Raw genomic sequence first — 25,441 nt, 5'->3', positions numbered from 1 at the left:
TGTTAGCTTCTAACTATACAGAATATATGACAGGGCAAGTTTTAGAAGTATCTGGAGGGCTTTCGTTATAAATAATTCTGGACCCATATAGCATAATGCATAGTCGCTGATATACATAATAAGATTGATAAATTAAAAGTATATTTGATGCTGTATTTATAGGTGATGACTGGAAAGGGGATGCAAGATGGAAACAGACCGAAGAGGATCTAAAACCCTTCGGAGTAGATGTTATCTATCTTCCTCATACACCTAATATATCATCCACTCTTTTAAGAGTAGAGATACCGATGCGAGTTGAGGAATAACATAAATAATTGGATACTAATGATATTAAATATATAGAGATGAGAAAAAGAAAAGCAAGACGATTAAGCTTGCTTTTTCGTTTATTATGGGTATTCCCGGTTAATAAAAAGAAAGTAGTATTTTCTGCTTTTGAAGGTGATGGTGGTTTTGGATGCAATCCGAGATATATTGCAGAGGAACTACATAAAAGAAGACCTGACTTGCAAATGGTTTGGCTGCTTCATGATACAACAAAAGAGTTCCCGGAATATATCAAAACTATTAAAGATACGACATTTAACACTGCATTTCATCTAGCTACATCAAAAGTATGGATTGATAACTATAGAAAACCATTCGGGACATTGAAAAGGAAAACACAGATATATATCCAAACCTGGCATGCGACTATTGGTTTTAAGGCTGTTGGACTATTTCGAGGGGATGCATTTCCAGAGATAGCAAGACTTGTCAGTGAGTGGGACTCTAATCTTGCCGATTATTTTCTGTCCAATTCAGAATATTGTGACAGAGTTTATCCAAAAAAGCTTTTATATAGCGGACCAACTCTTAGGGTTGGCTCCCCACGAGTTGATCCGCTTATAAATAATAAGGAAGAGTTGCATAAAGAAATAAGGGAAAAACTTTCTCTTAATGAAAATATAAAGCTTGTTTTATTCGCACCTACTTTCAGAGGTGGTAATCAACAAGGACAAAAACAGGTTATTGCTGAAACACCACAGATTGATTTTGATAGGTTGATAAAGGCGCTTGGAGATAAGTTTGGTGGGGAGTGGAATGTTTTATTAAGGCTACATCCACAGCTCTCAGCAAAGCTTGATGAGATGCCATTATTAAGTAAAGATAGCAGGCTTATTGATGTGAGTCAGCTGCCTGATATAAGTGAAATAATGGGTGGATGTGATCTGGTTATAACGGATTACAGTAGCTGCGCTTTTGATGCGGCTTTCGCTAAGATTCCGGTTTTGCTTTATGCTGATGATATTCAGGAATATGTGAAAAATCGTGGACAATTCATGTGGAAGAGAGAAGAGCTGCCATTTACAATTGCTGAAAATAATGAAGAATTAGAAGATAATATAAAAAACTTTGATTTAGATAAGTACCTTTCTGTAGCTCATAAATTTATAAAAAGAAATGAGGTCATTGAAGATGGGCATGCAAGTGAGAGAGTTGCAAAAGAAGTGGAGAGTTTTATTCAAAAACTTTAGAGTATGTAAAGTGATATAACTACAAGGAATATGATTTATATTGTAGGTACAGCGTGAGCTGTACCTTTTAAATTATAAAATTAAAGAATGTAGGGCATAATGATAAGTTACAAGTTCAAAGATTATATAAGCAAATAAGGGATTATAGTATTTTATAAGTACAAGTAGAGCATTAAACAGGTAAATGATGCTTTTTCAAGGTCATTATAGGAATAGTGATTAGCATACCGGTGGTAAAATGATTAATCTTAAGTTTAAGGATGAAGTGGAATCGTTCAATAAAAATTTTGGTAAGTTTAAAAATATGAGGATAGCCTTATATGGTATTGGACGAATGACTTCTGTGATATTGACAGAGCTTGGTATGCAATATAACTTTGTTGCTTTATTGGACAAGGATCCTGAGAATATCGGAAGGAATATTAGAGGAGTACCAATAGTTAGTGTAGAAAATGCTGAAAAAGTTGCAGATATTATAATAATCAATACTCATAGAAATTATTGGAATATTATTTTTCATAGGATAAGAGATGTAAAAATACCAGTTTACTATTTAGATGGGACGATAGCGAGAACAGAAGTGTTAGAGGAATCATCAGGAAATGAGTATTGGCAAAAGGACGTCAAAGATCTCGAGAGGGAAGTTGAAAACTACGATATCGTTACATTTGATCTTTTTGATACGCTTATAGCTAGAAGCATATTGATTCCTGATGACGTCCAAAATTTGTCTTCTGATAGATTAAATGACATAACTGATTCTTTGGGCAACTTTTATGATGAAAGGAAAAGAGCAGATTCTCTCTTGTCAAATAAATATATAAATATTGATGAGATTTATGACATTATATGGAATAAGAATTCCTATAGTGAAGAACTTAAAGAAATGGCCAAAAGAATAGAGCTTGATGTAGAAAGAGTTGTTTCATATCCACGGGCGGATATGGTTAAGCTGTGTAATAGAATCTCTGAGGAAAAAGAAGTGTATATTATTAGCGATATGTATTTGCCAACTTCTTTTTTAAAGGAATTGTGTTACAAAGCAGGTATAAGCGAAAATATTCCATTGATGATATCAAATGAATTGAAACATAGTAAAAAAGATGGGAGTTTATGGGAACAATTTGTAAAAGAGCATGAGAAATCTCAAATAATTCATATAGGAGATGATGTTATTGGAGACATAGAACAACCTAAAAGATATGGGATAGCTACAGCTTATGTAGCATCACCCAATAAAATTTGGGAAATGTCATCCATGAAGGAACTTCTGGTAAGCGTACAAACAAAAGCAGAATCCGTGTTTGCAGGTCTGTTGTGTAAACGTTTATTCGCAGATGCATTTGGGCTAGTCGCCACTCGAGGTAAAGTAATTCTTAAATCGTACGAAGACATTGGATATGTACTTTTTGGCAGTATGATATACACATTTTTGGAATGGATAGACGAGCAGACAAAAAAACAGAATATTAACAGAATTTTTTTTATGGCTCGAGATGGGTATTGGCTAATAGAGGATTACAATTATCTGAAAAGTGTCGCATGTAAAAAAATATATACTCAAGCACAGTATTTGCCAGTTTCGCGTGAGCTTTTACTAATAGCAGATTGTGATAGCGACAAGGAATGGAGTCCCCTATTAGAGCATCCATATTCTGGTCGTTTCTGTGATTATGTCAAGTCTAGGTTGCATTATTCTTTGCCTGAAAATGATGAACATAGTGATGAATGGATAGTACTTCCAAGTGAAATTAGTAAGATTAAAGAATGGTTAAGACCATATATTGACATGATTTTTCCTGGTTTGTCTAAGGAAGCTAATGAGTTTAAAGAGTATTTGAATGAATTACATTTATGCAAGGATGATGCATTGGTGGATTTATGGTATGCAGGCAGTAGTCAAAAACTACTATCGAAAATTTTGGGAATAGATTTACAAGGGTTTTATATGGTTGTAAGAAAACAAGCAAGTGATAATGATATGCATGCTTGTTTCCAAAAGAATAATGACTATAAGGGCGAAGATAGTTATATACGAAAACAAAGCATATTTGTTGAATCTTTTTTGACAGCTCCTTATGGGATGATTAAGTCCATAAAGCAAGATGGGACATTCATGACAGAACCTAAAATGACTAATCAGAAAGAATGGAATGCAAGAATAAGAATAAATAATGGAATTAAAGAGTTTATTAAGGATTATGAAAAGCTTGGTAATAGATGGATTGATACAGATTTTATTAATGAACTGTGGAAGCAATTTTACCTAGGTAATATAGAAATTGAAGAACAGTTAAAGTGTGCTTTTTATTATGATAACATCTTATCTAAAGTCCAGGAATATCCGGTATTCGAGTAGTTGCAAAGATTTTTTTAGAATCATTAAAAAAGATATGCAGGTGTCAATGAAGAACAATACTCCTTTTTTTTCAATTATAGTTCCGATTTATAATGTAGAAGACTATTTAGCTGATTGTTTAGACAGTATACAAAAACAGAGCTTTAAGGATTTTGAGATAATTTGTGTTGAAGATGAATCAACTGATAATTCAAAGAATATTTTGTATTTGTATGCGGATCGTTCTGATCTAGAAATAAGAATATATGAAAATACACATAATGTTGGGTTATCAGCAAGTAGAAATAATGGAATATTCAAAGCAAGAGGAAGATACCTAGTTTTTGTTGATTCTGATGATAAGATCGACATATCCATGTTAGATACTTTATATAATATTTTAAAAATAGATGATATGGATATCATCTATTTTAATAAAGAAAATTTAGGGAATGATGATTTTTCTATCAAGCTTGATTTGAGTAAATATTCTAAAGTTTATGCAGGCAATGAATTATTTTGCATTTTTGAAAAAGATAATATAACAAATATTACTGCGTATACAGCGGTTTATAATAAAGATTATGTTTTAAATAATAACATTTTATTTTATGAAGGTATTGTACATGAGGATTACTTATATTATGTTAAGGCAATATTAGGAGCTAAAAAGGTTCGAGTGATAGATGATGTTCTTTATTACTACAGACGACGAAAAGATTCTATAATGAGCGAAATAACTGAAGCAAGGCGCCAGTCTATTTTTGTTGTTATGATGGAAATAGCAAGGATATGGAGCGCGTATGCGACAAATAAGGAATTAGACGAAGCTTTTTACTCATATTTAAAGAAGAGATACCGAGTATATGAATATTACAATAGTGTACTTCCTAAGGAGAAATCACTTCATGTTGGAAGAGCGGTAGATGAATTTTTCTATGATATTATTCAATGTAAAGAGAATCTGGAGTATAAGATTATACCGTTAACGTATTCAGAGCAAGAACTTATAAAAAATGCTGCTAGAGTGTGGATATATGGGGCGGGAATGGTTGCTAGTGTAGCACTCGATTATTTGGATAATAATAAAATTAAGGTAGCAGGATTATTAGTTACAAATCTTGATAGAGATAAAGAAGTTGTTAAGGGGATAAAGGTGTTCAAATACAACAAACAAGATATATTACCGACGGATGTGGTAATAATAGCGATGAGAGAACATTTAATTCCTGAGATAGATGAAGTGCTAAAAAAAGATGGGATTACTAAAAAAATTATTTTACGTGCTCGATAAAGGAATATACGTAGTGATATTTAAAACTTATAAAAGAATTATTAGTTCGTGTAGTTAATGACTTGTACTGCTTTTGATTATATTTATAGGAAGTATTATAGAATAGACAAAGGGGGCAACTTCTGTATGATACATGGGTCTAAAGCTGATACTCTAAAGATGCTAGAAGGCATTATTCATAATGCCAAAATATTTCCTCAAGTATCTTTTACTGTTAAAGAATGGCTACAAGATAGTAAATGCATTATGGATAATATTATGAATGAATTTAATTCTACTGTAATTATTCGATCAAGTTGTCATGATGAAGATACTTCTGAAAATAGTAATGCTGGCAGATTTCTCTCAATTCCCAATGTGAAATTGAATATAGATGACCTTCATAATGCGATTGAAAAAGTAATAGGTTCGTACAATCGTACTGATTATTCGGATCAAGTGTTAGTACAGACTATGCTGAATTCTCCAGTTATGTGTGGGGTTGCTTTTACGTTAGATCCTAATACAGGAGGGGATTACTATGTTGTAAATTATGATACAACAGGTTCTACCGAAAGCGTGACGTCTGGGGATGGGAATGAAAACCACTTATTCTATTTTCATAAAAGCAAAAATTTTAATAATATTTGTGCATACTCAGATGATACACAGAACAAAAGGCTAAGTAAATTGTGCTCATGTCTTGCAGAACTTGAGGGATTATTTGAGGAAAATAATCTTGACGTTGAATTTGCATTTGATAAAAATGAAAATCTATATATTTTGCAAGTTAGACCCTTGGTTATGAGGAATAAATTATCAAATAGCGAATTACAAAAAAAGGAACTAGAAAGGATTTCAGAATATATAAATAATGCTCAGAAGAAAAGACCGTTTTTGTGTGGTAAAAACACGATATATAGTGTAATGACTGATTGGAATCCAGCAGAAATGATAGGCATAAGACCTAAGCCTCTTGCTTTGTCTTTATATAGAGAACTTATCACTGATAATGTTTGGGCGTATCAAAGAGACAATTATGGTTATAGAAACTTGAGAAGTTTTCCTTTATTGGTTGACTTTGGAGGATGCCCCTACATCGATGTAAGGGTAAGTTTTAACTCTTTTATACCAGCTACATTGAGCGATAGTTTAAGCGAGAAATTAGTAAATTATTATATCGATTTACTAAAAAAGAATCCTAAAGCACATGATAAAGCGGAGTTTGATATAGTTTTTTCATGTTATACATTTGACCTCGAGGAACGCATAAAAGTACTAAGAGAATATGGATTTTCTAAAGATGAGCTTTCGCAGATTGTGGATTCACTATGTCTCGTGACAAAGAATATTACAGATTTCGAGCGTGGATTATGGAGAAAAGATGAAAAGAAGATTGAAATATTGGAGAAAAGATATTATGAGCTAATGGATAGCAATTTGAATGATATTGATAGAATTTATTGGCTTCTTGAAGATTGTAAAAGATATGGAACGCTTCCATTTGCTGGATTGGCGAGAGGTGCATTCATTGCTGTGCAGATTCTAAAGTCAATGGTATCTGTGGGAATTATATCAGAAGATGAGTACTCAGCATTTATGAATAGTGTTAATACAGTTAGTTCTCGTATGAATGATGATTTTATAATGCTCTCAAAGGAGGGATTTTTAAAAAAATATGGGCATCTTCGACCAGGTACATATGACATATCTTCAAAAAGATATGATGAAGCCCCTGACATGTATTTCGATTGGATTCATGAAAAAGAGCAAAAACATGATAGAAAGATGTTTAAGCTATCACTTTCCCAAATGAAAGAACTGAGGAAGAGATTGCAAGAAAGTGGGCTTTCGACAGATGTAATTGAATTATTGGAATTTATTAAATGTGTTATTGAAGGACGAGAATTTGGAAAATTTGTATTTACGAGAAATGTTTCAGAGGCACTTCGAATTTTAAAACATGTTGGGAAAGAGTATGGAATATCTGAGGAAGAGATGTCTTATGCAAATATTCATGTGATTCAGGAACTATATTCTTCTACTAAAAATGCTAAGGAAATAATACATAAATATATTGAGGAGGGCAGAGCTTATTATGATGTTACTAAGCAGATTACCCTACCACCAGTAGTGACGTCAAATATTGATATTTGGCAATTCGAATATCCAGATACAGAACCAAATTATATAACTACAAAAAAAGCTTGTGCTGAGGTGGTGTGCCTAGATGATGATATTAATTCGGATATAGAAGGAAGAATAGTATTAATAAAAAGTGCTGATCCTGGTTATGATTGGATCTTTTCACATGATATTAAAGGATTTATCACTATGTATGGGGGAGCTAATTCTCATATGGCAATACGTGCTGGTGAATTGGAAATACCAGCTGCCGTAGGGGTAGGAGAAAAGTCATTTTTTAGATTAAAACAGGCAAGTATTGTTGCGTTAAATGCACTTGAGAAAAACATACAAATAATAAGGAGAGATAAAAATGAAGCAAGGTGATTTTACAGAATTAGCTAAATACTATGTGGACAGACCTGGTTATTCAAAAGAACTTTTACGCTATGTAAGTAATAGAGTTATGGTGGAATTTGGAGATGATATAGTTGTTGCTGATGTAGGTGCCGGTACTGGCAAGTTAACAAGTAACTTATATGAAATTGGAATGCGAGGATATGCGGTTGAACCTAACGATGCGATGAGAAATGAAGGAATAAAAATCTTTTCTAAAATCCCTGAATTTCAATGGAAAAAGGGGGCAGCGGAGGCTACGGGATTAGATGAACATTCAGTCAATTGGTTATTGATGGGATCTTCATTTCATTGGGCTGATGCAACGAAGGCATCTATAGAATTTAAGCGAGTATTAAAAGCCAATGGTTATTTTACTGCTATTTGGAATCCAAGAGATGTTCAGAGGAATGAGCTGTTTGTCGATATAGAAGAAATGATCCATCGGATTGTACCTGAATTGAAGAGAGTATCATCAGGGGCTTCTGTTACGACGGAGATTATCAAAAATAAGTTAGGTGGAAACTTTAAAAATATAGTTTTTATGGAAGCTGAGCATGAAGAAATCATGTCTAAGGAACGGTACATCAATATATGGAGATCGGTAAATGATATTCAATCCCAGGCAGGACCCGAGCGGTTTGAAATGATCTTAAATAATATAGATAAAATGTTAACTGGTATGAAAGAGATAGCAGTGCCTTATAAATCAAGAGCATGGACAGCTCAAGTATGTTAATTGAGAATGATGGGTGAATAATGAAAAAAGTGATTTTTACGCAGAGAGTTGAGATTATTGAATCTTATAATGAGCGGAGAGATTGTGCGGATCAAAATATTGCAAATTTTATTTTGAAGTGTGGATATTGTCCAATACCTATTCCAAATCTTCCAGAACTTGTTGAAGATTATTTACATGAAGTGAAACCGATAGGAATAATCCTTTCCGGAGGGAGTAATCTCGCAAAATATGGGGGAGATACAATAGAGCGTGATGAGACTGAGAAAAGACTTGTGGATTTCGCTCTAAATAATAGTATTCCAGTTTATGGTTTCTGTAGAGGTATGCAATTTATTCTAGATTATTATAAATGCTCATTAAATAAGATATCTGGTCATGTGGCTGTTAAACATAATGTATCTGGTGAAATAGGTAATCGTATTGTAAATAGTTATCATAATTATGCATGCACAGATATAGATGAATGTATGCGTAACGGAGTTAATGTTGTGGCAGTTTCTGATGATAAGATTGTGGAAGCAATAAAAGTGAAAGATGCTAATATTGTGGGAACGATGTGGCATCCAGAAAGAAATATACCATTTGAAGAGAGTGATATAGAAATGCTTAGATGTTTATTTAAATAGCGAAGGAGATTATAAAGGTATGAAAACAATTATTTTGGCTGCAGGTCAAGGTACAAGATTAAGACCACTAACTGATGATAAACCCAAATGTATGGTTGAAGTAGGTAAGAAAAGTATTATCAGAAGGCAATTGGATGTTATGAGAAATTGTGGTATTAAGGAAGAAGATACAATCATTGTATGCGGATATAAAGCTGATACTTTGATTGATGAATTAAAAGATACGAAGATAACATTAGTAAAAAACGATGAATATGAAAATACAAATATGGTTTATTCACTTATGTGTGCTAAAAACGTAATTGAAAAGGCAGAAGATATTTTAATATCTTATGGAGATATTATATATGAGAAGCATGTATTAGCCGAAGTGCTACAGTATAGAGGGGATATTGGAGTTGTAGTTGATGATGGGTGGTATTCATACTGGGCAGCTAGATGTGATAATCCACTAGATGATGCGGAGACATTAAAGTATGATGCCGGTGATTATCTAACAGAGATCGGACAAAAGACTACTGATTTAAAAGATGTAATGGCACAGTATATAGGACTTATGAGATTTGTTGGCAAAGGGATTAAAGATATGCTTGAAATAGTTGAAGAAGCATCCAGAAGATCTGAGGTAGGCGAATCACTTTGGAGAACAAAGCGAAACTATAGAAAAATGTATATGACAGATTTGCTTCAAGGGATGATAGATGAAGGCAAGAAACTTAAAGCTCTTCATATTGATAGGGGATGGTATGAAGTGGATGATAAGGATGATTTAAAGCTTGCTGAAGAAGGGATTATTTAAGTGGAGAATACTAAACAAAAGGGAATGGTATATTGGATAACAGGTCTGGCTGGTGCGGGTAAGACTACTATTGGTAGTTTGTTTTATGAAACATATCATGAGGAACATCTAAATAGTGTTTTTTTTGATGGGGATACATTAAGAAAGGTATTTGGAGATGATCTGGGCTATTCTAAAGAGGACAGAAAAAAGTGTGCAATGCGCTACTCTAAATTATGTAAGCTCTTGTCTGATCAAGGTATAAATGTTGTTATATGCACGATTTCAATGTTTGATAGTATAAGAGAATGGAATAGAGAAAATATTAGAAATTATAAAGAAATCTATATACGTGTTCCATTAGAAATATTAAAAGATCGTGATCAAAAGGGGTTATATAGTGGTAGTTCCTCTGAGGAAGATACTACTGTCGCTGGGGTGGATTTCATATTTGAGGAACCAAAATCTCCGGACTTGATATTAGATAATGATGGTCTCAAAAAACCTACAGAAATGGTATTAGAGATATTGCGCAACATTTGATCATAAGGTAATGCCATTTCAGTCCTTGTATGCAAAAAATGATTACAAGGAGCATTATGACATTTCAAATTTGAAGGAGTGATTAATGAGAAGGACTGTTATATACGGTGCTGGATTAATTGCAGAAAATATCGACTATACTGAACTAAGAAAGGTTTTTGATGTTTATGCCTTTTTTGATCGTGATGTCCAAAAACTTGGAAAGCAAATAAGTGGGTATACCATCTATTCTGATAAAGATTTAATTAAATATGTTTTGGAGAACAACATAGAGTGTGTATTAGTTGCAATCGGAAACATACAGATGCAGAATGAGATAATTGCTGAAATATCTGAAAAAATAAAAAAACATGCAAATGTATATGTGACAGGTTATCAAGAGGCTGTATTTTATAATTCATTGGAATGGGATGAGCTAAATGAATTGTTATCTTCGCAGAATATTGACGATTGTTTATTTGATGCAGGGTTCTTTTGGTCATCATATTCGTATTTTTATTATAGTAATTCAAAATTGGTTGAGATATTTCACCAAAGAGGTAGCAGGTGTATTATGGTTTTCCCTGAAAAGGACTCATTAGAATGGTCGTTTGCGGGAGTGGATAATTTAAGACGTATTATTAGAATAATCAACGATCTGAAGAAAAAAGATATTATTTGTATTTTTAAATCGAATCATATATTGGAGAAGTGTGAAATTAAATTGTGCTTCGGTTTGGGATATGATCATCATTACATTCCATTTGGGATGGATTTTGGGCCTGATCGTAAAAATGTACTGATACAGGTGACACCAATTAGAACACATTTATATCATTCAGGAATGTCGAAAAAGGAAACTAAAAATTCAAGTTATAATGAACAGGTATTACGTAGTATTGATTATTATATAGGGAGTGAATATTTTTGTGATTGGATATGTAAGAATAATGAATTATGGCAGAAAAAAGTTTTGAGATTTGGGTATCCTAGATTAGATAATTTGTATGAATCGATTAACGAGGATGTTGAACTGCCAGATAATTGGAAAGAAAGGTGTAAAGGGAAAACCGTTTTTTTATCTACAGTCATTGATCCAAGACCGTTATTTAAATTCTTTACCGCGGAGAATCCGGAAAGGGTTATGATATGGAGACCTCATCCACTTACGTTAAAGAGAGAGAATTACATTGATGAGATAATGAAATATGAGGAAGAATATTCAGTTATTATTGATATGTTGCCGAATTATTATGCGAGTTGCTCTATTTCAGATGCTTTGATTTCTAATCTTGAAGTGTCTTTAAATCTCAATTATTTGTTTTATAATAAGCCTATTTTATGCATATTACGAGGTACAGAAGATGGCGATTATGAGGAACAAGCATGGTATAAAGCTATGTATAAAGCAACTGGAATGCAAGAAATCGGCGATTTTATTAAAATGATAGGTGATGGTAAAGATTATCAAAAGGAGGAAATGCAAGTATATAGAGATTATATGACAACTGGTTTTGATGGTAAAGTTTGTGAAAGAATATACTATTTTTTCCAAAATTAGTAATTAGATATACCTTATTGCAATAAAGAAAGGTTGATGATGAAAAAGATTTCAGTAATTGTTCCTATATATAATGTTGAAAAGTACGTTTCCAGATGTATTAGTAGCATACTTAGTCAGACTTATAGAAATATCGAGTTAATTATTATTAATGATGGCTCAGTGCAAAATGAAGATAAACTGATTCAAGAATATTTGGAAAAGGGATGCGATTTTGATATTAAGTATATTAAGAAAATGCAAAACGAAGGTTTATTTAAAGCTAGAATAACAGGAGTAGAGAACGCAACAGGTGATTACATAGCATTTGTTGATGGAGATGATTATATCGATAATGATTTTTTTAGGAGCTTGGTGCGTAAAATTGAAGAAAGTGATGCGGATATTGTTTATTCGTATACTGCAATGTTTAGTGCTGAAGGGAAAAATACAGTATTTCCTATTATGAATACTGTTTTTGAAAAGTTTCCTTTATATGGAAATGATTTTAAACAAGAATATTATAAGCAAGAGGGTACTGCATACGTATGGCATACTATTTGGAACAAACTATATAAAAAAGAGTTATGGATGAAAGCTTTGCCCTTTTTTAAAACTGTTGATAAGCATTTGGTGATGCTTGAAGATTTCTTGTTTTCATCAATTCTTATTTACTATGCGCAGGGTGCTGAGTTTGAGCAGGATGCAGTATATTATTATTGTCAACATAATGATTCTTCTACTGGAGTTGGAAATCTTAGTTGTCAAAAATATATTAAAAATGTGCAGGATATTACCTGCGTATTTGATAAATTAGATGAGTTCTTTGATGAACGAGAGAAGTGGATTAGTGATCATATATATAGAGTAAGACAAATGTATTCTCGAATTTGGTTTAATTCAGTAAAAATGGTAGAAGAAAAAGATCGTAAAGAATGTCTGAAGATTTTAGACACTCTATGCGGTGACAGAGGGCTATCTTCAACTTTTGGGGATAGCTATTTTTATAGTGTTCATGCAGAATTTGACAATGTATTAAGTACAATAAAAAACAGATTATTAAACGGAAAAGAAGAATATGTCAGCTTTGATATTTTTGAAACCGCTGTAAAAAGACCATTTTATAATCCATGTGATTTATTTTATCTTTTGGATGAGACGTTTGAAAAATTATATCGTTGTAACAGTAGCTTTCACACATTGAGAATAGATGGTGAGAATGGATGTAGAGCAGTATCAGAAAAGGAAGATATCAATTTGGATGATATATATCATTATATATCAGTAACATATCGTATTCCTGAAGAAGTGTGCTTGTCACTAAGGAATGCGGAGATATGTTTGGAACAGAAATATAATTTAAAACGACGCTTTGTTTATTCAATTTATTCATACGCTTTAGATATTGGTAAAAAGGTAATTTTTACGTCGGATATGTATCTTGATGAAAACGATGTAGAAAATATTTTACAAAAAAATGGTTATACAAATTACGAAAGGATATTTGTATCATCTAAAACTGGTAAGCTTAAACGTACGGGAAGTTTATATAAAGAAATAGTTCGGCAATTAGCAACGGCTCCAGGTAAAATTATCCATTTTGGAGATAATTATTACAGTGATTATGATATGGCAATACAGTGCGGGTGGAATGCTTTTTATATACCCAATTGCATGGATGCCATGGAAAAGTATGTTTTGATCGATAAAGATAGAGCCGGAATAAATGGGTATGGTTGCATGATTCAAATGGTAGCAAATTATTATTTTGACAATCCATTTAGACCATTTAATCCACTCACAAAATATGGGGCAGATCCATATTTTATGGGATATTACGTTCTAGGAATGAACATTGTGGCTCAAATTATTAAATTGAACAAAGTTCTGAAAGCTTATAAAAAGAAGAGAGTTGTATTTACTTCAAGAGACGGATATCTGTTAAAGAAGGCTTACGATGAATATATGTCAATATGCAAGAATAAAGTGGTAACTGATTATAGATATACATCAAGAAAAGCAATGTTACCAATGATAGTAGCCTATAAATCTGATTTTTATAATCTGCCAATTGTCTATAGTAAATATACCCCACTAATGATTTGTGAATTACTTAGTTTTTGTTCGCGTAAGATAGGAGTTAATTATCTGAAAGCGAATGGATGGAATCCATATGAGAAATTCAGTTCAATTGACCAATATCATAACTTTATTAGTTTTTTCTTGGATAATTGCTATAGTAAGAATAAACACACAAAATCTCAAAATGTAATTCGTAAATATTATAAAGATATTTGCTCAGATGATCTTATTTATGATATGGGATATAGCGCGGCAATACATAGTGCAATCACCGATGCTTCCGGAAATAAGCCTATGGCTTTATTTGTCCACACTGATATTGATAAACATATGCATTTTATGCGTGCTAATCAATTTGATATTATCAGCATAATGGACACTATACCACCAGTATCAGGAGTTATTCGTGAATACTTTTTCTCGGAGCAGGCCCCATCTTGTATTCAATATAAAAACACCAATAATAATATTGAACTCGTTTTTGAGGAATATGAGAAATCATATACGGATTTATTTCCCCTTTTAATGATGCAAGAAGCTGCTTTAAGATTTAATAGAGAATTTTGGAGACTCTTTTCAGAATATGAAAACTATATTGATTTTAGAACTGATGATATTTTGTTTCCATTTGAGGATTATTTAGAAAAGATTACCAAGAATGATCTTAAGGCTTTCTGTGCCTCGTTTTATGAAGATAAATTATATGGAGCTGTTGATAGTATAAACGTAACACAGTTTTGGGAACAGAGATTGGCTTATATTGGTAAGGATGATAGGGGAAATGTAGAGTCGGAAATTGAGAGACTAAAACACAACCTTGGGAAGGATAAACTTGCATTTTGGGGGACTGGAAAAGTGTGCAGACGCTTAATTGCTCAACATGGAACTTTACAAGTGGATTACTTTTTTGATAATTCTGAGACTAAAGAAGGAATGATAATTAATGGGAAGAGAGTAATTAAACCAAAAGATTTCAGTAATTATGAAGATACTTTGATTATTGTTGCTTGTAAAGCAAATTTAGAAATAGAAGAGCAACTAGAAAAGAATGGATTAAAAAAGTATAAGGACTTTTTTGCATACTATGACGTATTCTAGAAGAGAAAATAAGATTTATAATAATAATCTAAATGCTGTATCAATCATTATGCCTACGTACAATAGAGCCAATACAATTGGTAGGGCTATTAACTCAGTATTGAGTCAAAGCTATAAGTATTTTGAACTTATAGTTGTAGACGACGGATCAAATGATGGCACGGAAGAATTAATCATGAAAATTCGTGATAAAAGGATTCGATATATAAAGAATAAAAAGAATAGTGGTGCTTGCTATGCCAGAAATGTAGGAATGGCAAATGCTTATTATAATTATATTGCATTTCTTGATTCGGACAATGTATGGAGGGAAGAATATCTATCAAGTAGAATGACTACATTGCTAGAATTGCCAGAGGACGTGGGCGGAGTATTTGGTGCAACAGCTTTGGTAGATGCAGGTAATGAAGAATGTTTTCCATCAAAAGAAATATGTGAAAGAATGGTTGGGTATTCTGATAATGAACAGTTTTTAAAAGAGATGCTATATGGGAATGTAATTGATACTAATACTATTGTTATTAAAAAGCAGGCAATAGAAGGATTAGGAGGGTTTAATGTAGCATTAAAGAGGTTTCAAGATTGGGATTTTTTTTTCCGTGTATTGTTGAAATCAAAATATAAAATCATATTTTCAAATGATTATTTAGTTAAAAATTTTTTACAAAGTGATTCATTAGGCAAAAATGATAAAGAATATTGGAAATCCTTAATATATTTTTATACTACATACAAACAAGAATACAAAAAAAGAAATTGTTGGTATGAGTGTATAATAAACCAGTTTGTTAATCAACGTGTTAAAGCAGATAAGCAAGATATTATGGATTTTATTGTGGTAATCGATGAAGATGAAAGAGAAGAAACTATCGTGTATTTAAGAAATGAGTTATTTAAAAAAGAGGAAAAAAATATTGGTTTATGGAAAGATAATTTAAAGCTTTGGGAAGACTACTCAAAACTTAGAGAGGATTATAATATTCTTTGTGACAGATTTGAGAGGAATAGAAGAATACGAAATGTACTGTTTAATTGGGTTTTACTACTTCAAAATGAAAAATTTTTAAATTCATTTCTTGATCAAAATAATTATCATAGATTAGTTATATATGGTTATGGTATTCTTGGAAAACTGCTAATATCTAAGCTTGAGAATGAAAAGTATGATATTATCGGTATTATAGATAAAAAATTGCATGAATCAACAGTTAATGGCTATAATGTCTTGAATAATTACCTGAGCATGCTGGATGAAGCTGATGTTGTTATTGTGACAGCGATATCGGATTTTGATGAGATAAAGAACTTGTTTAGTAGTGAAGTTAATATTATTTCGCTAGAAACAATTCTTGAAAGTTTGGTCAACGATATGAAAAAATGAATTATCCAATAATGGAATTTCAGAAAGTGAGATATTACAGATGACATTATTAGATGAAGTCAAAAGAATTTTTGTTGGACACCATCATATATATATGTATGGTGCAGGTGTGGTAGCTCATAATGTTTATACATATTTAAAACAACATCATTTGCAAATGAATATTGAGGGGATTATTGTTTCTGAGCTAGCCGATAATCCGCTTTTTTTTGATAATTATTTAATCAATTCTTTTGATCAGTTGGATAAAAAAAAAGATTTGTATATTTTGATAGCAGTAAGTAAAAATAAGCAGCAGGAAATTGTTAGCTACTTGAAGACGGAAGGAATAAGCAGTAATAATATATATATTTTTAATAATGATATCTACCGGAGAATCAGGGAAGAATTGGTTATCGATAATACACTTTCGGCAAATATACGTGATATAGAGAGGGTGGAGAATGAAATAAAAAATGGGTTGCATGAGATAAATAAAAAGTTAGGCAGACTTGATCCGGTTATTACGCTTTCTTTACAGAATTCAGATATGATTGGATATATTTATGAAAAGATTGAAAAAGGGGTTAATATACAAGTTAGACAAAATAATATCCAGTGCATATATACTGCATCAACAGTTTTATTGCCATGCATATCTGTAGTTATACCAGTATATAATTGTGAAAAATATATAGAATCAGCGCTTTGTTCTGTAATACAACAAACGTTATTTGAAATTGAAATAATATGTGTTGACGATGGTTCTACAGATAATTCATTATCCATTTTAAAAAAGTATGCTGAAGAAGATGGAAGAATCTCGATATATCATCAGGACAATAGAGGACAATCAGCTGCTAGAAATATTGGAATAAGTAAAGCAAAAGGAGAGTACATTTATTTTATGGATGGTGATGATTTGATTGATATTACAGCATTGTCAACTCTTTACAAGTATTCAATGCAACGGGGGCTTGATGTATTATATTTTGATGGAGAGACGTTTTATGATGATAGTTATATCCCGCTGGAAAATGAGTTTTATTTTTCACTTTATAAAAGAAATAATCATTATGATGAGGTGTATCTAGGAGAGGATTTACTTACGCTTTTTATTAATAATGGAGAATTTTTGGCTTCGCCGTGTTTGCAATTGATTAGACGAAGATTCTTAATTTCTCAAAGTATAGATTTTGTAGAAGGAATAATACATGAAGATAATATTTTCTCTGCCCGAGTAATTTTAGAAGCTGGAAGAGCAGGGTATCTTCCGGTTCCTCTGTTTAGAAGGAGAATAAGGAAAGCATCTACGGTCACTAAATCGGTTTCACATGAAAATGTTATTGGTTATTTTATGTGTTTTATTAAATTATTGGAGTTGGTAAGGAGTTTATCAATAAATGAAAAAAATCAAGTGACTGTATCTAAATTGGGTCGTCACTACTTAAACATGGCGAGGGAGAAATATTCAGAGCTAAATGAAGACGAAAAAAAGGAATGCTTGAATTTACCATATTACTATAGCCTTATATTTGAGGAGCTAGTTGCTAAATGATTAATTTGCAGAGCATCGGAAAAAGATCATTAAATAAGAGTGATAAATCATGAATTCAATCAAAATAGATATTTCAATTATTGTACCAATATATAATGTGGAAGGATATTTATATGAGTGTCTAACTAGTTTAAAAAATCAGTCTTTTTTTACAAGTATTGAATTCATTTGTATCAATGATGGTTCTACCGACAACTCAAATAACATTCTTCGTGAATATGAAGCAGATGACAGATTTGTTGTTATGGATAAAGTAAACGAGGGATATGGAAAAACAATGAATCGTGGGCTGAATATGGCACGGGGAAAATATATCGGCTTTTTGGAAAGTGATGATTTTGCCGATTCTGATGCGTATAAGAAATTATATGATGCCATAGAAGAAACGGGTGCGGATTTTGTTAAAGGCAATTTTCGAACGTTAATAAATAATACAGTAAGAGAGGAATCACTATATAGAGATGATTTGTATGATAAAGTAATCAATCCTAAGGCTTATCCTGAGTTTCTATATGAATATACAGCTATTTGGTCAGGCCTATACAGAAGAGATTTTCTTATTTCAAATAATATCAGGTTTAATGAGACACCGGGTGCGTCTTATCAAGACACTTCATTTTTGTTTCAGGTGTGGTTCCACGCTAAAAAGATATTCCTTATAAAAGACAGTTTAATAAATTATAGAAGAGATAATGAGTGCTCATCGGTAAATTCAAAAGGAAAGGTATTTTGTTTATGTGATGAGTTTAAAAAGATAGAAAATGTTCTGGAAGAGAATAAAGCTGACTTAAGCATCTATCAGACTGAAACCGTTATGAAGTTTAAGAAGTATGAGTGGAATTTAAAAAGACTTGCTGAATGTTATAAGGATGAATTCAAAAATCAGATGGAGAAAGAGCTGTTTTTTGCAGAACAAAGAGGATATATCGATAGGTGTAGATACTCAGAGAGTGAATATGATAGGCTGAATAGCTATTTATGGGAATATGCACGAAGAACTCATGAAGGCAATGGTAATGAATTATCAAGACAATTAGAGAGACAGTTATCACAAGGAATTCTAGCCTGGTACAAGTTTAAGGAGAAGGCAAATGTTCTTTATTTAGGTGCAAGTGGAGACTCTTTATTTGATTTACTAAAAACACGAAAGCTTGAAGTGGAAACAGATACATGGGAGCACATTTGTGATTGCAAATATAATGATATTGATGAAAAACAATATGATTATATGCTGCTCTCTTATGACGAGAAAAAGCAAGAGGAGTCAGAAAGGATATTAAAGTATTTAAAGGGGAGACTTAATCCTGAAGGAGTTCTCTTTATATATGCCAATAATCCTCTTGGAATTAGTATGATGTGTGGGGATTGGGTGCCTGAAGATTCTGTTTACAATGTTGATCCTGCAGATATCGAAGAGTGTCTTAAAATGCAAAAAATCTATTTTCAAAGATTTTCGGTATTCCCCAGAAAAAATGAAGCAATACATTTATATAGAGATGGTTATATTCCGGCAGAGGATTTATCTAATAGAATTATGCCAAGTTATTACCATCCGGATAGCGTTTTTGCATCGGAGCGTAGACTATATGACAGATATTTGAAGAATGATATTTTTCATCAACATGCAAATGCATATCTCTATATTTGTTCATTAAGGGCTGAATGCTTATCAAATGCTCTACAAATTACAACTTCTATGGAGAGAAGTAGAGAAAATGCTATGGTCACTACACTCTTTGAAGATGAGCATGTAGAGAAAAGAGCGGCTTTCATTGAAGGAGAATATAGAATTGACGCCATTAAGCTTTATGAGGAACAGCTAAGAGAACGAGGAATAAGAATTGTTCCGATGCAAATAAACAATGGTGTGTTATCTATGCCTTTTAGGAAGGCAAAAACCGGAGCAGCTGCTTTAAGAGATGTTTTACTTGCTGGTGATATAAGTAAATTCCTAGAAATGACAGATGCTTTTAGAGAATTGATTTATAAATCATCTGATTCAGAAATTGTTGAAGGTATAGGAAAGGTTTTGAAGAATGGCTATTTTGACCTAATTCCTATCAACAGTTTCTATGATGAGGAAGGTTTTGAAATATTTGATCAGGAGTTTTGCTTCTCGGACTATCCGGCTGATGTAATAGTTTCTAGGATGATTGAAAGTATCTATTCTGCTGATAAGAGACTGATGGATGCATTTCCTCAGGAAAAGCTGTATGAGAGATATGGCATTTTGCAGGACAGAAGCAGGCTGATGAGGCGTGCCGCAAGAGATCTTGCTGTAATACGGAATGAAGCAGAACTCCGAGATTACCATTTAAAAACTCGTGCTGATGTAAATGTAGTTGTTGAGAATGCATTTAGAAATCAGTTTGGATGCAGAGAACAAAAAAAAGTTTTTGATGAGCTCTTTGATGACATCATTGGTAAAAAGATATTTCTGTTTGGCTCAGGAAAATATGCGCAGCGTTTTATAGAGCGGTATGGTAATGTTATAAGAGTTGAAGGAATAGTAGATAATAATAATGAGAAATGGGGACAAAAGCTTCAGGAAATAACAATAATAAATCCTGAAGAAATGCCAGATAAGCAGATAGATAATATCAAAGTAATTATTTGCATCAAAGATTTTGAGGCACCATATAGACAGTTATGCAGGAGGGGAATAAGGAATATTGGAATATTTAATCCTTCCAGAACATATTTTATCCCTGAAGAGATGAAAAACGTCAATAAGGTTATTTCAAATGATAAAGGTTTTTCTGATGGTAAAAAGTATGGAATAGGTTATTTGGCTGGTGTTTTTGATATGTTTCATGTAGGTCACCTAAATGTAATACGAAGAGCTAAAGAACATTGTAATCATTTAATTGTTGGAGTTTGCTCAGATGAGTGGGTGAGAAATACAAAGAAAACGGAACCGATAATGTCATTTGAAGAACGAATAGAACTCGTTCGCGCCTGCAGATATGTTGATGAAGCTGTCAGGATTCCACCTGAAGCACCATCAACATGGGATGCATTTCAGAGGTATCATTTTGATGTTCAATTTTCGGGAAGCGATTATGAGCATAATCCTGGATGGTTAAGGGCAAAAGAGTATCTGGAGAAAAATGGATCAACTATGGTTTTCTTCCCATATACTGAATCGACTTCATCAAGTAAGCTTAAGGAAATGATAAGCAAAAGATTGATTTAGTTAATGCTTTAGGAGATTAGGTAAATGATAGAGAAGATAGGAACAGCGGATTATCTGGGAATTTCAAAGCCCTGTGAAGATGCGGTGAAAATTCTTGAAAAATACAGAACATCTGCAAATGGAAATATAGCAGTATGTGAGATTGGAGTAGGTATTGGGGCTACTGCCATTGAAATGGTAAAACTATTGGGAGAAGATGATAGTTATTATTTTTTTTCTTTTGAAGAAGAAGTAAATGCTTTATATGAGGATTTACAGAAGCTGGATTACTGCGTATGCAATTTGCATCCTATGGCAAATACCAAAAGGACTTATGATTCATATAGCTGGAATCTGGCAAAGATGATTCTAGATGAGAAAGAGAACAAAGATTTTTTTGATTTTGTATATTTAGATGGGGCACATACATTTATCCATGATGCCATAACAACGGTACTTCTTAAAAGGATGATTAAAGTTGGAGGGATTCTGCTATTTGATGATGTTGATTGGACGTTAGCAACGTCACCAACAATGAGTCCTTCGGTTAATTCTAATACAAGCATGAGATATAGTGATGAACAGATTGAAGCATGCCATATTTCCATGGTGACAGAATTATTCATGGAAGATGATGAAAAATGGGAGAGAATATCTGATGTATCAAAAGGACGTCTAGCATATAAGAGATTAGCTTGAAAATAAGTGTGAGGGAGACATATGATTGATAATGTTGCAAAATTAAGAGAAGTTCAGCTTGAATTATTAAGAGAGTTTTCAAGAGTTTGTGATGAGCATGGATTAAAGTGGTATGCCTTTTTTGGCACATTATTGGGAGCTGTTCGATATGAAGGATACCTGCCTTGGGATGATGATGTGGACGTTGCAATGCCCGAGGCTGATTATTTTGAGCTATGTCGGCATAAGGAGTGGTTTGGTGAGAGATATTTTCTGCAGACTCCACTGGATGAAGGATATGCTCATTTTGCAAAGCTTAGAAAAAATGGTACAACGGCATATAATTTAGGCCTTTGGTATGAACTTAGAAAAGGGGGGCATCAAGGGATTCCCATTGATATAATTCCACTTTCTGAGATGTTTGGGAGTGGTTGCTATCATACTCCGTGTCTTGGTTCAATTAAGAGAAATGCAGTTTATTTAAAGGAATGGTTCGAGCCTGCAGGACAGATTATGTTTGAAGGTTTGACATTAAGAAGACCAGCAAAACATAGGAAGATTCTTACTGAAGTATATGAGAATTGGGATTGGCCTCAGGGAGCTGAATACTGTCATCCTACGTTTTGGTTTTTTGATACTGAGACTGGATACGAAGTTTACAAGAAAAGATATACAGGGATGCTTGAGGGGATAGAAGGAAAGAAGCTTCTTCTTTTTGGCGCAGCAGATAGTCTCAGAGTTTGGCTGGAGAGATTTGGGCTTGGTGATCAGGTTGTATGTACATTTGATAATGATCCTGGGAAATGGGGAAAGAAATATTATGGGATTGATGTTAAGAATCCTGCAGATATTCCTAATATGCTTGATGACGATAGCAGGCTAATTATTGTTAGTTTGTGGCATCAGGAAATAGGACGACAATTAGAGAGCATGGGGATAAAAGATTACTATGTTTATATAAATACATACTATGATGAGAAGGTTGGAAATAAGGTTGTTTATAAGGAGGATATACCACAGGGACAATCAACTATACAGAGATGGGAAGGCTAACTTCATATGCTTGATAAAAATGTAAGTTTGAGCCTGATAGGATGCTGTGCCATAAGAGATATTTTTGGACTTCAGGAGAATGATGGTGACTATAAGATTAAGAAGTATGTTCAAAATGTTAGCCCTATTTCAGCTGTGATGAATTCTCCGCTTTTAAGAGAGCTGACAGATAATGATGCAGCTTTGTTTTCTGGGAAGCGAACCTTTATAACACGATGTCAGAGATTGGAACTTGAAAAGAGAGTATTCGAGTATATAGCTGAGGATATGGCTGATTATTTGGTTATTGATGCTGCGGAGTTTAGAAGAAAGCTTTTTGTTTTTCCGGAAAATAACGGATATTTTTCTGAAAACTATAATCTTAAGGCTTTGTATGACGGATATATAAACGCGGGAATAATACCGGGTGTTTATGATGTAGTAGATCCGATGTTGATTGAGAAGAATGGTAGGGAAGCACTACTACAGAAATATTGTGATAGACTATGTGATTTATATGAGCCAGATAAAATTATTCTTGTTGAGATAAAAGCAGGGGGGCATCATGTTATAGATGATGAAAGGCTTTGTGCTGCTGAAGATGTAACGGCAGATATTTTTAATGAACGTATTTCTTATGCGTATGATTATTTTAAGAAGCACTTAATAGGAACGCATATTATAGAATTTCCTGATTATGTTTCAATTGATCCCAACCATAAATGGGGCAGAAATCTTCTTCATTTTGTGAAGGAGTATTATGATTATGCCTTATCCTCAATGAATATCATTACGTCTCAATCAATTAGTAGGAATGAGGAAAAGAATGCTATGGCTGAGCTGAAATCGGAATGTGAAAATAAGTTATTAGATATATATTTTGGTTAAAGATTTATATGAAGTGAGTACGATATGGTCAATTCAAATAATAATGTTAAAAGATCTCAGGAAAGACTTTTATATATGGCAAAAATAATTGCCAGAATAATGGAAAGGAACCATATACCATATTCTATGGTATATGGTTCCTTTTTAGGAGCTGTACGTCATAAAGGATTTATTCCATGGGATGATGATTTTGATTTCTGCATATTTGATGAATATTATGATGATGTAATTAGGAGCATGAAAGAAGAGCTACCTGATGATTTGTTCTTGGAATATGATGAGACAGAACCACTTTATTTTCATGCATGGCCTCATGTGAAGGATCTAAGGACAGAGACTGCATGCAGTAAATATCCGCAGGATAATGCATATGCTCATAAAGGGCTGTCAGTCGATTTATACAGGTTCAAAAGGGTCAGGCTTGTAGATGTGACCGATGAAGTTATTTTTCAAGGGCATCAGTATATGGAAAGGCGGAGAAGTAAAGGGCTAATTTCGGATAGTGATTACAACAGGTATGCAGCAAGATTTGAAGCAATGCATAGCTGGTTCAAGAATATGTATCCTAATGAGACAGAGGATTCTGTGAAAAGAGAAGTATATGCAAATGTGTATACGTCCTTATTTAGTGTTGATGTGGATGATATGTTTCCATTAGAGAAATACAAGTTTGAAGATACAGAGTTTTATGGACCTAATAAGGCAGATAAGGTTTTGAAACATTGGTATGGTGATTATATGAAATTGCCACCTGAGGAGAAGAGAGTTAGTCATTTTGATTTTGTGAAGTTCTTGGAATGACTTTTACTAAGACACATTTTCTATGGCAGAGGGAATATGAATAATATAACTGAGATAGATGAAAAAGGAAATAAAATAGTTGGATACTTTCCTGGAGTGTATCAGTCAGCAATTGTATGGGGTGGAAGCAATAATGTCCTTTATTGCGAGAAGGGCGTTAACCTCAAGAACTCTAAGCTAACTTTTAATGGGGACAATTCTCTAATATACCTTCATTCTAATATGCCAACATTTAATTCCTTAGACTTAAGCATATTTAGTGATTCTGTGATACATATCGGCAATAGATGTGGAGCTATGCAAACAGTGAAAGCAATAATAGGGGAAAAGAAACATTTATTTATAGGTAATGATTGTCTTTTTTCATATGGAATCACAATTAGAAATGCAGATGGACATCTGATTTATAGCACAAATGATTATAATAGGACAAATAGGGCAAAAAGCATTTTTATTGGTGATCATGTGTGGGTTGGCCAGGATGCGCTCATTTTAAAGGGTACATACATTGATTCTGGATCAATAATCGGAGGCAGGAGTGTTATTTCCAATAAGAGGATAGAGCACAACTCCCTTTGGGCAGGTAGTCCGGGGAGATTGCTAAAAAAGGATGTATTTTGGGAAATGCCTATGCCAAATAACTATAGTGAAGAAATGTTAGCAAGCGCAGATGATTATGTTGATTTTTTGAGTAGTCAGAATAGAGATTATGAAGAAAAGGATAATTGGATTTATAAATTTGCAGAGGAGCAAGAAATATCTTGGAATGAAATAGAATTGAATTTTTCTAAAGGAACAGCTTTGGAGAAATGTAATTATCTGATTAAGTTGAATGAGCGATGTAGTAAGAACCGGTTTGTGCATGGTATCACTTGAATGCGGAAGGCAGTGCGGAGTATGAAAAAATATA

At 33.0% G+C, this 25,441-nt stretch carries 18 protein-coding genes; all 18 read left to right on the top strand.

The window, feature by feature from the left end; translation table 11 throughout:
• Nucleotides 1-317: 317 nt before the first annotated feature.
• The 18 genes from G587_RS0105095 (at nucleotide 318) to G587_RS0105010 (ending at nucleotide 25,407) form a co-directional block, all read left to right on the top strand.
• Complete coding sequence (locus G587_RS0105095) at nucleotides 318-1,520, top strand: CDP-glycerol glycerophosphotransferase family protein (protein WP_026491366.1); 1,203 nt, start codon at nucleotides 318-320, stop codon at nucleotides 1,518-1,520.
• Nucleotides 1,521-1,758: 238 nt separating this feature from the next.
• Nucleotides 1,759-3,879 carry a hypothetical protein gene (locus G587_RS0105090; RefSeq protein WP_026491365.1) on the top strand — a complete coding sequence of 707 codons (2,121 nt, stop codon included), beginning with the start codon at nucleotides 1,759-1,761 and terminating at the stop codon, nucleotides 3,877-3,879.
• A gap of 46 nt (nucleotides 3,880-3,925) precedes the next feature.
• Nucleotides 3,926-5,152 (top strand): glycosyltransferase, encoded by a 1,227-nt coding sequence (locus G587_RS24195; RefSeq protein ID WP_051200757.1) that lies wholly within the window; start codon nucleotides 3,926-3,928, stop codon nucleotides 5,150-5,152.
• A gap of 126 nt (nucleotides 5,153-5,278) precedes the next feature.
• The gene (locus tag G587_RS0105080; protein WP_035785733.1) at nucleotides 5,279-7,642 is read left to right on the top strand and encodes a PEP/pyruvate-binding domain-containing protein; all 2,364 of its coding nucleotides are present in this window, start codon (nucleotides 5,279-5,281) and stop codon (nucleotides 7,640-7,642) included.
• A complete protein-coding gene (locus G587_RS0105075; RefSeq protein WP_026491363.1) occupies nucleotides 7,629-8,390 on the top strand; it encodes a class I SAM-dependent methyltransferase in 762 nt (253 codons plus the stop codon). Before G587_RS0105080 ends, G587_RS0105075 begins: the two co-directional genes overlap by 14 nt.
• 20 nt (nucleotides 8,391-8,410) lie before the next feature.
• Nucleotides 8,411-9,019: a gamma-glutamyl-gamma-aminobutyrate hydrolase family protein gene (locus G587_RS0105070; RefSeq protein WP_026491362.1), complete on the top strand. Its 609-nt coding sequence runs from the start codon at nucleotides 8,411-8,413 to the stop codon at nucleotides 9,017-9,019.
• Between the two features lie 19 nt (nucleotides 9,020-9,038).
• The gene (locus tag G587_RS0105065) at nucleotides 9,039-9,818 is read left to right on the top strand and encodes a phosphocholine cytidylyltransferase family protein (protein ID WP_026491361.1); all 780 of its coding nucleotides are present in this window, start codon (nucleotides 9,039-9,041) and stop codon (nucleotides 9,816-9,818) included.
• Nucleotides 9,819-10,340 carry an adenylyl-sulfate kinase gene (locus G587_RS0105060; RefSeq protein ID WP_026491360.1) on the top strand — a complete coding sequence of 174 codons (522 nt, stop codon included), beginning with the start codon at nucleotides 9,819-9,821 and terminating at the stop codon, nucleotides 10,338-10,340. It begins immediately after the preceding gene.
• A gap of 85 nt (nucleotides 10,341-10,425) precedes the next feature.
• On the top strand, nucleotides 10,426-11,880 hold the full coding sequence (locus G587_RS0105055) for a CDP-glycerol glycerophosphotransferase family protein (protein WP_026491359.1): 1,455 nt from the start codon (nucleotides 10,426-10,428) through the stop codon (nucleotides 11,878-11,880).
• A gap of 39 nt (nucleotides 11,881-11,919) precedes the next feature.
• Complete coding sequence (locus G587_RS0105050; protein ID WP_026491358.1) at nucleotides 11,920-15,039, top strand: glycosyltransferase; 3,120 nt, start codon at nucleotides 11,920-11,922, stop codon at nucleotides 15,037-15,039.
• Nucleotides 15,026-16,420 carry a glycosyltransferase gene (locus G587_RS24190; RefSeq protein WP_051200754.1) on the top strand — a complete coding sequence of 465 codons (1,395 nt, stop codon included), beginning with the start codon at nucleotides 15,026-15,028 and terminating at the stop codon, nucleotides 16,418-16,420. The genes G587_RS0105050 and G587_RS24190 overlap by 14 nt, the downstream gene beginning before the upstream one ends.
• Before the next feature lie 40 nt (nucleotides 16,421-16,460).
• The gene (locus G587_RS24185) at nucleotides 16,461-17,957 is read left to right on the top strand and encodes a glycosyltransferase family 2 protein (RefSeq protein WP_051200752.1); all 1,497 of its coding nucleotides are present in this window, start codon (nucleotides 16,461-16,463) and stop codon (nucleotides 17,955-17,957) included.
• A gap of 49 nt (nucleotides 17,958-18,006) precedes the next feature.
• On the top strand, nucleotides 18,007-21,153 hold the full coding sequence (locus tag G587_RS24180; RefSeq protein WP_051200750.1) for a glycosyltransferase: 3,147 nt from the start codon (nucleotides 18,007-18,009) through the stop codon (nucleotides 21,151-21,153).
• A 24-nt stretch (nucleotides 21,154-21,177) separates the two neighbouring features.
• Nucleotides 21,178-21,831 (top strand): class I SAM-dependent methyltransferase, encoded by a 654-nt coding sequence (locus tag G587_RS0105030; protein WP_026491357.1) that lies wholly within the window; start codon nucleotides 21,178-21,180, stop codon nucleotides 21,829-21,831.
• A 21-nt stretch (nucleotides 21,832-21,852) separates the two neighbouring features.
• A complete protein-coding gene (locus G587_RS24175) occupies nucleotides 21,853-22,863 on the top strand; it encodes a LicD family protein (RefSeq protein ID WP_026491356.1) in 1,011 nt (336 codons plus the stop codon).
• 6 nt (nucleotides 22,864-22,869) lie between these two features.
• Entirely contained in the window at nucleotides 22,870-23,730 is an 861-nt protein-coding gene (locus G587_RS0105020) for a DUF6270 domain-containing protein (protein ID WP_026491355.1), read from the top strand.
• A gap of 75 nt (nucleotides 23,731-23,805) precedes the next feature.
• Complete coding sequence (locus G587_RS0105015) at nucleotides 23,806-24,531, top strand: LicD family protein (protein ID WP_196812514.1); 726 nt, start codon at nucleotides 23,806-23,808, stop codon at nucleotides 24,529-24,531.
• Nucleotides 24,532-24,567: 36 nt separating this feature from the next.
• Complete coding sequence (locus G587_RS0105010) at nucleotides 24,568-25,407, top strand: acyltransferase (protein WP_026491353.1); 840 nt, start codon at nucleotides 24,568-24,570, stop codon at nucleotides 25,405-25,407.
• Nucleotides 25,408-25,441: the final 34 nt, after the last annotated feature.

The organism is Butyrivibrio sp. XPD2002, assembly GCF_000423945.1.
In the GTDB taxonomy this organism is placed as follows: Bacteria; Bacillota; Clostridia; order Lachnospirales; family Lachnospiraceae; genus Butyrivibrio.
This window is presented reverse-complemented; position numbering and strand designations above follow the sequence as displayed.

Bases quoted from the DNA above. Each gene is read 5' to 3' on its own strand.
- G587_RS0105075 (WP_026491363.1), top strand. From the start codon at position 7,629: ATGAAGCAAGGTGATTTTACAGAATTAGCTAAATACTATGTGGACAGA.
- G587_RS0105050 (WP_026491358.1), top strand. From the start codon at position 11,920: ATGAAAAAGATTTCAGTAATTGTTCCTATATATAATGTTGAAAAGTAC.
- G587_RS0105055 (WP_026491359.1), top strand. From the start codon at position 10,426: ATGAGAAGGACTGTTATATACGGTGCTGGATTAATTGCAGAAAATATC.
- G587_RS0105020 (WP_026491355.1), top strand. From the start codon at position 22,870: ATGCTTGATAAAAATGTAAGTTTGAGCCTGATAGGATGCTGTGCCATA.
- G587_RS0105065 (WP_026491361.1), top strand. From the start codon at position 9,039: ATGAAAACAATTATTTTGGCTGCAGGTCAAGGTACAAGATTAAGACCA.
- G587_RS24190 (WP_051200754.1), top strand. From the start codon at position 15,026: ATGACGTATTCTAGAAGAGAAAATAAGATTTATAATAATAATCTAAAT.
- G587_RS24180 (WP_051200750.1), top strand. From the start codon at position 18,007: ATGAATTCAATCAAAATAGATATTTCAATTATTGTACCAATATATAAT.
- G587_RS0105015 (WP_196812514.1), top strand. From the start codon at position 23,806: ATGGCAAAAATAATTGCCAGAATAATGGAAAGGAACCATATACCATAT.
- G587_RS0105070 (WP_026491362.1), top strand. From the start codon at position 8,411: ATGAAAAAAGTGATTTTTACGCAGAGAGTTGAGATTATTGAATCTTAT.
- G587_RS24195 (WP_051200757.1), top strand. From the start codon at position 3,926: ATGAAGAACAATACTCCTTTTTTTTCAATTATAGTTCCGATTTATAAT.
- G587_RS0105090 (WP_026491365.1), top strand. From the start codon at position 1,759: ATGATTAATCTTAAGTTTAAGGATGAAGTGGAATCGTTCAATAAAAAT.
- G587_RS24185 (WP_051200752.1), top strand. From the start codon at position 16,461: ATGACATTATTAGATGAAGTCAAAAGAATTTTTGTTGGACACCATCAT.
- G587_RS0105030 (WP_026491357.1), top strand. From the start codon at position 21,178: ATGATAGAGAAGATAGGAACAGCGGATTATCTGGGAATTTCAAAGCCC.
- G587_RS0105080 (WP_035785733.1), top strand. From the start codon at position 5,279: ATGATACATGGGTCTAAAGCTGATACTCTAAAGATGCTAGAAGGCATT.
- G587_RS0105010 (WP_026491353.1), top strand. From the start codon at position 24,568: ATGAATAATATAACTGAGATAGATGAAAAAGGAAATAAAATAGTTGGA.
- G587_RS24175 (WP_026491356.1), top strand. From the start codon at position 21,853: ATGATTGATAATGTTGCAAAATTAAGAGAAGTTCAGCTTGAATTATTA.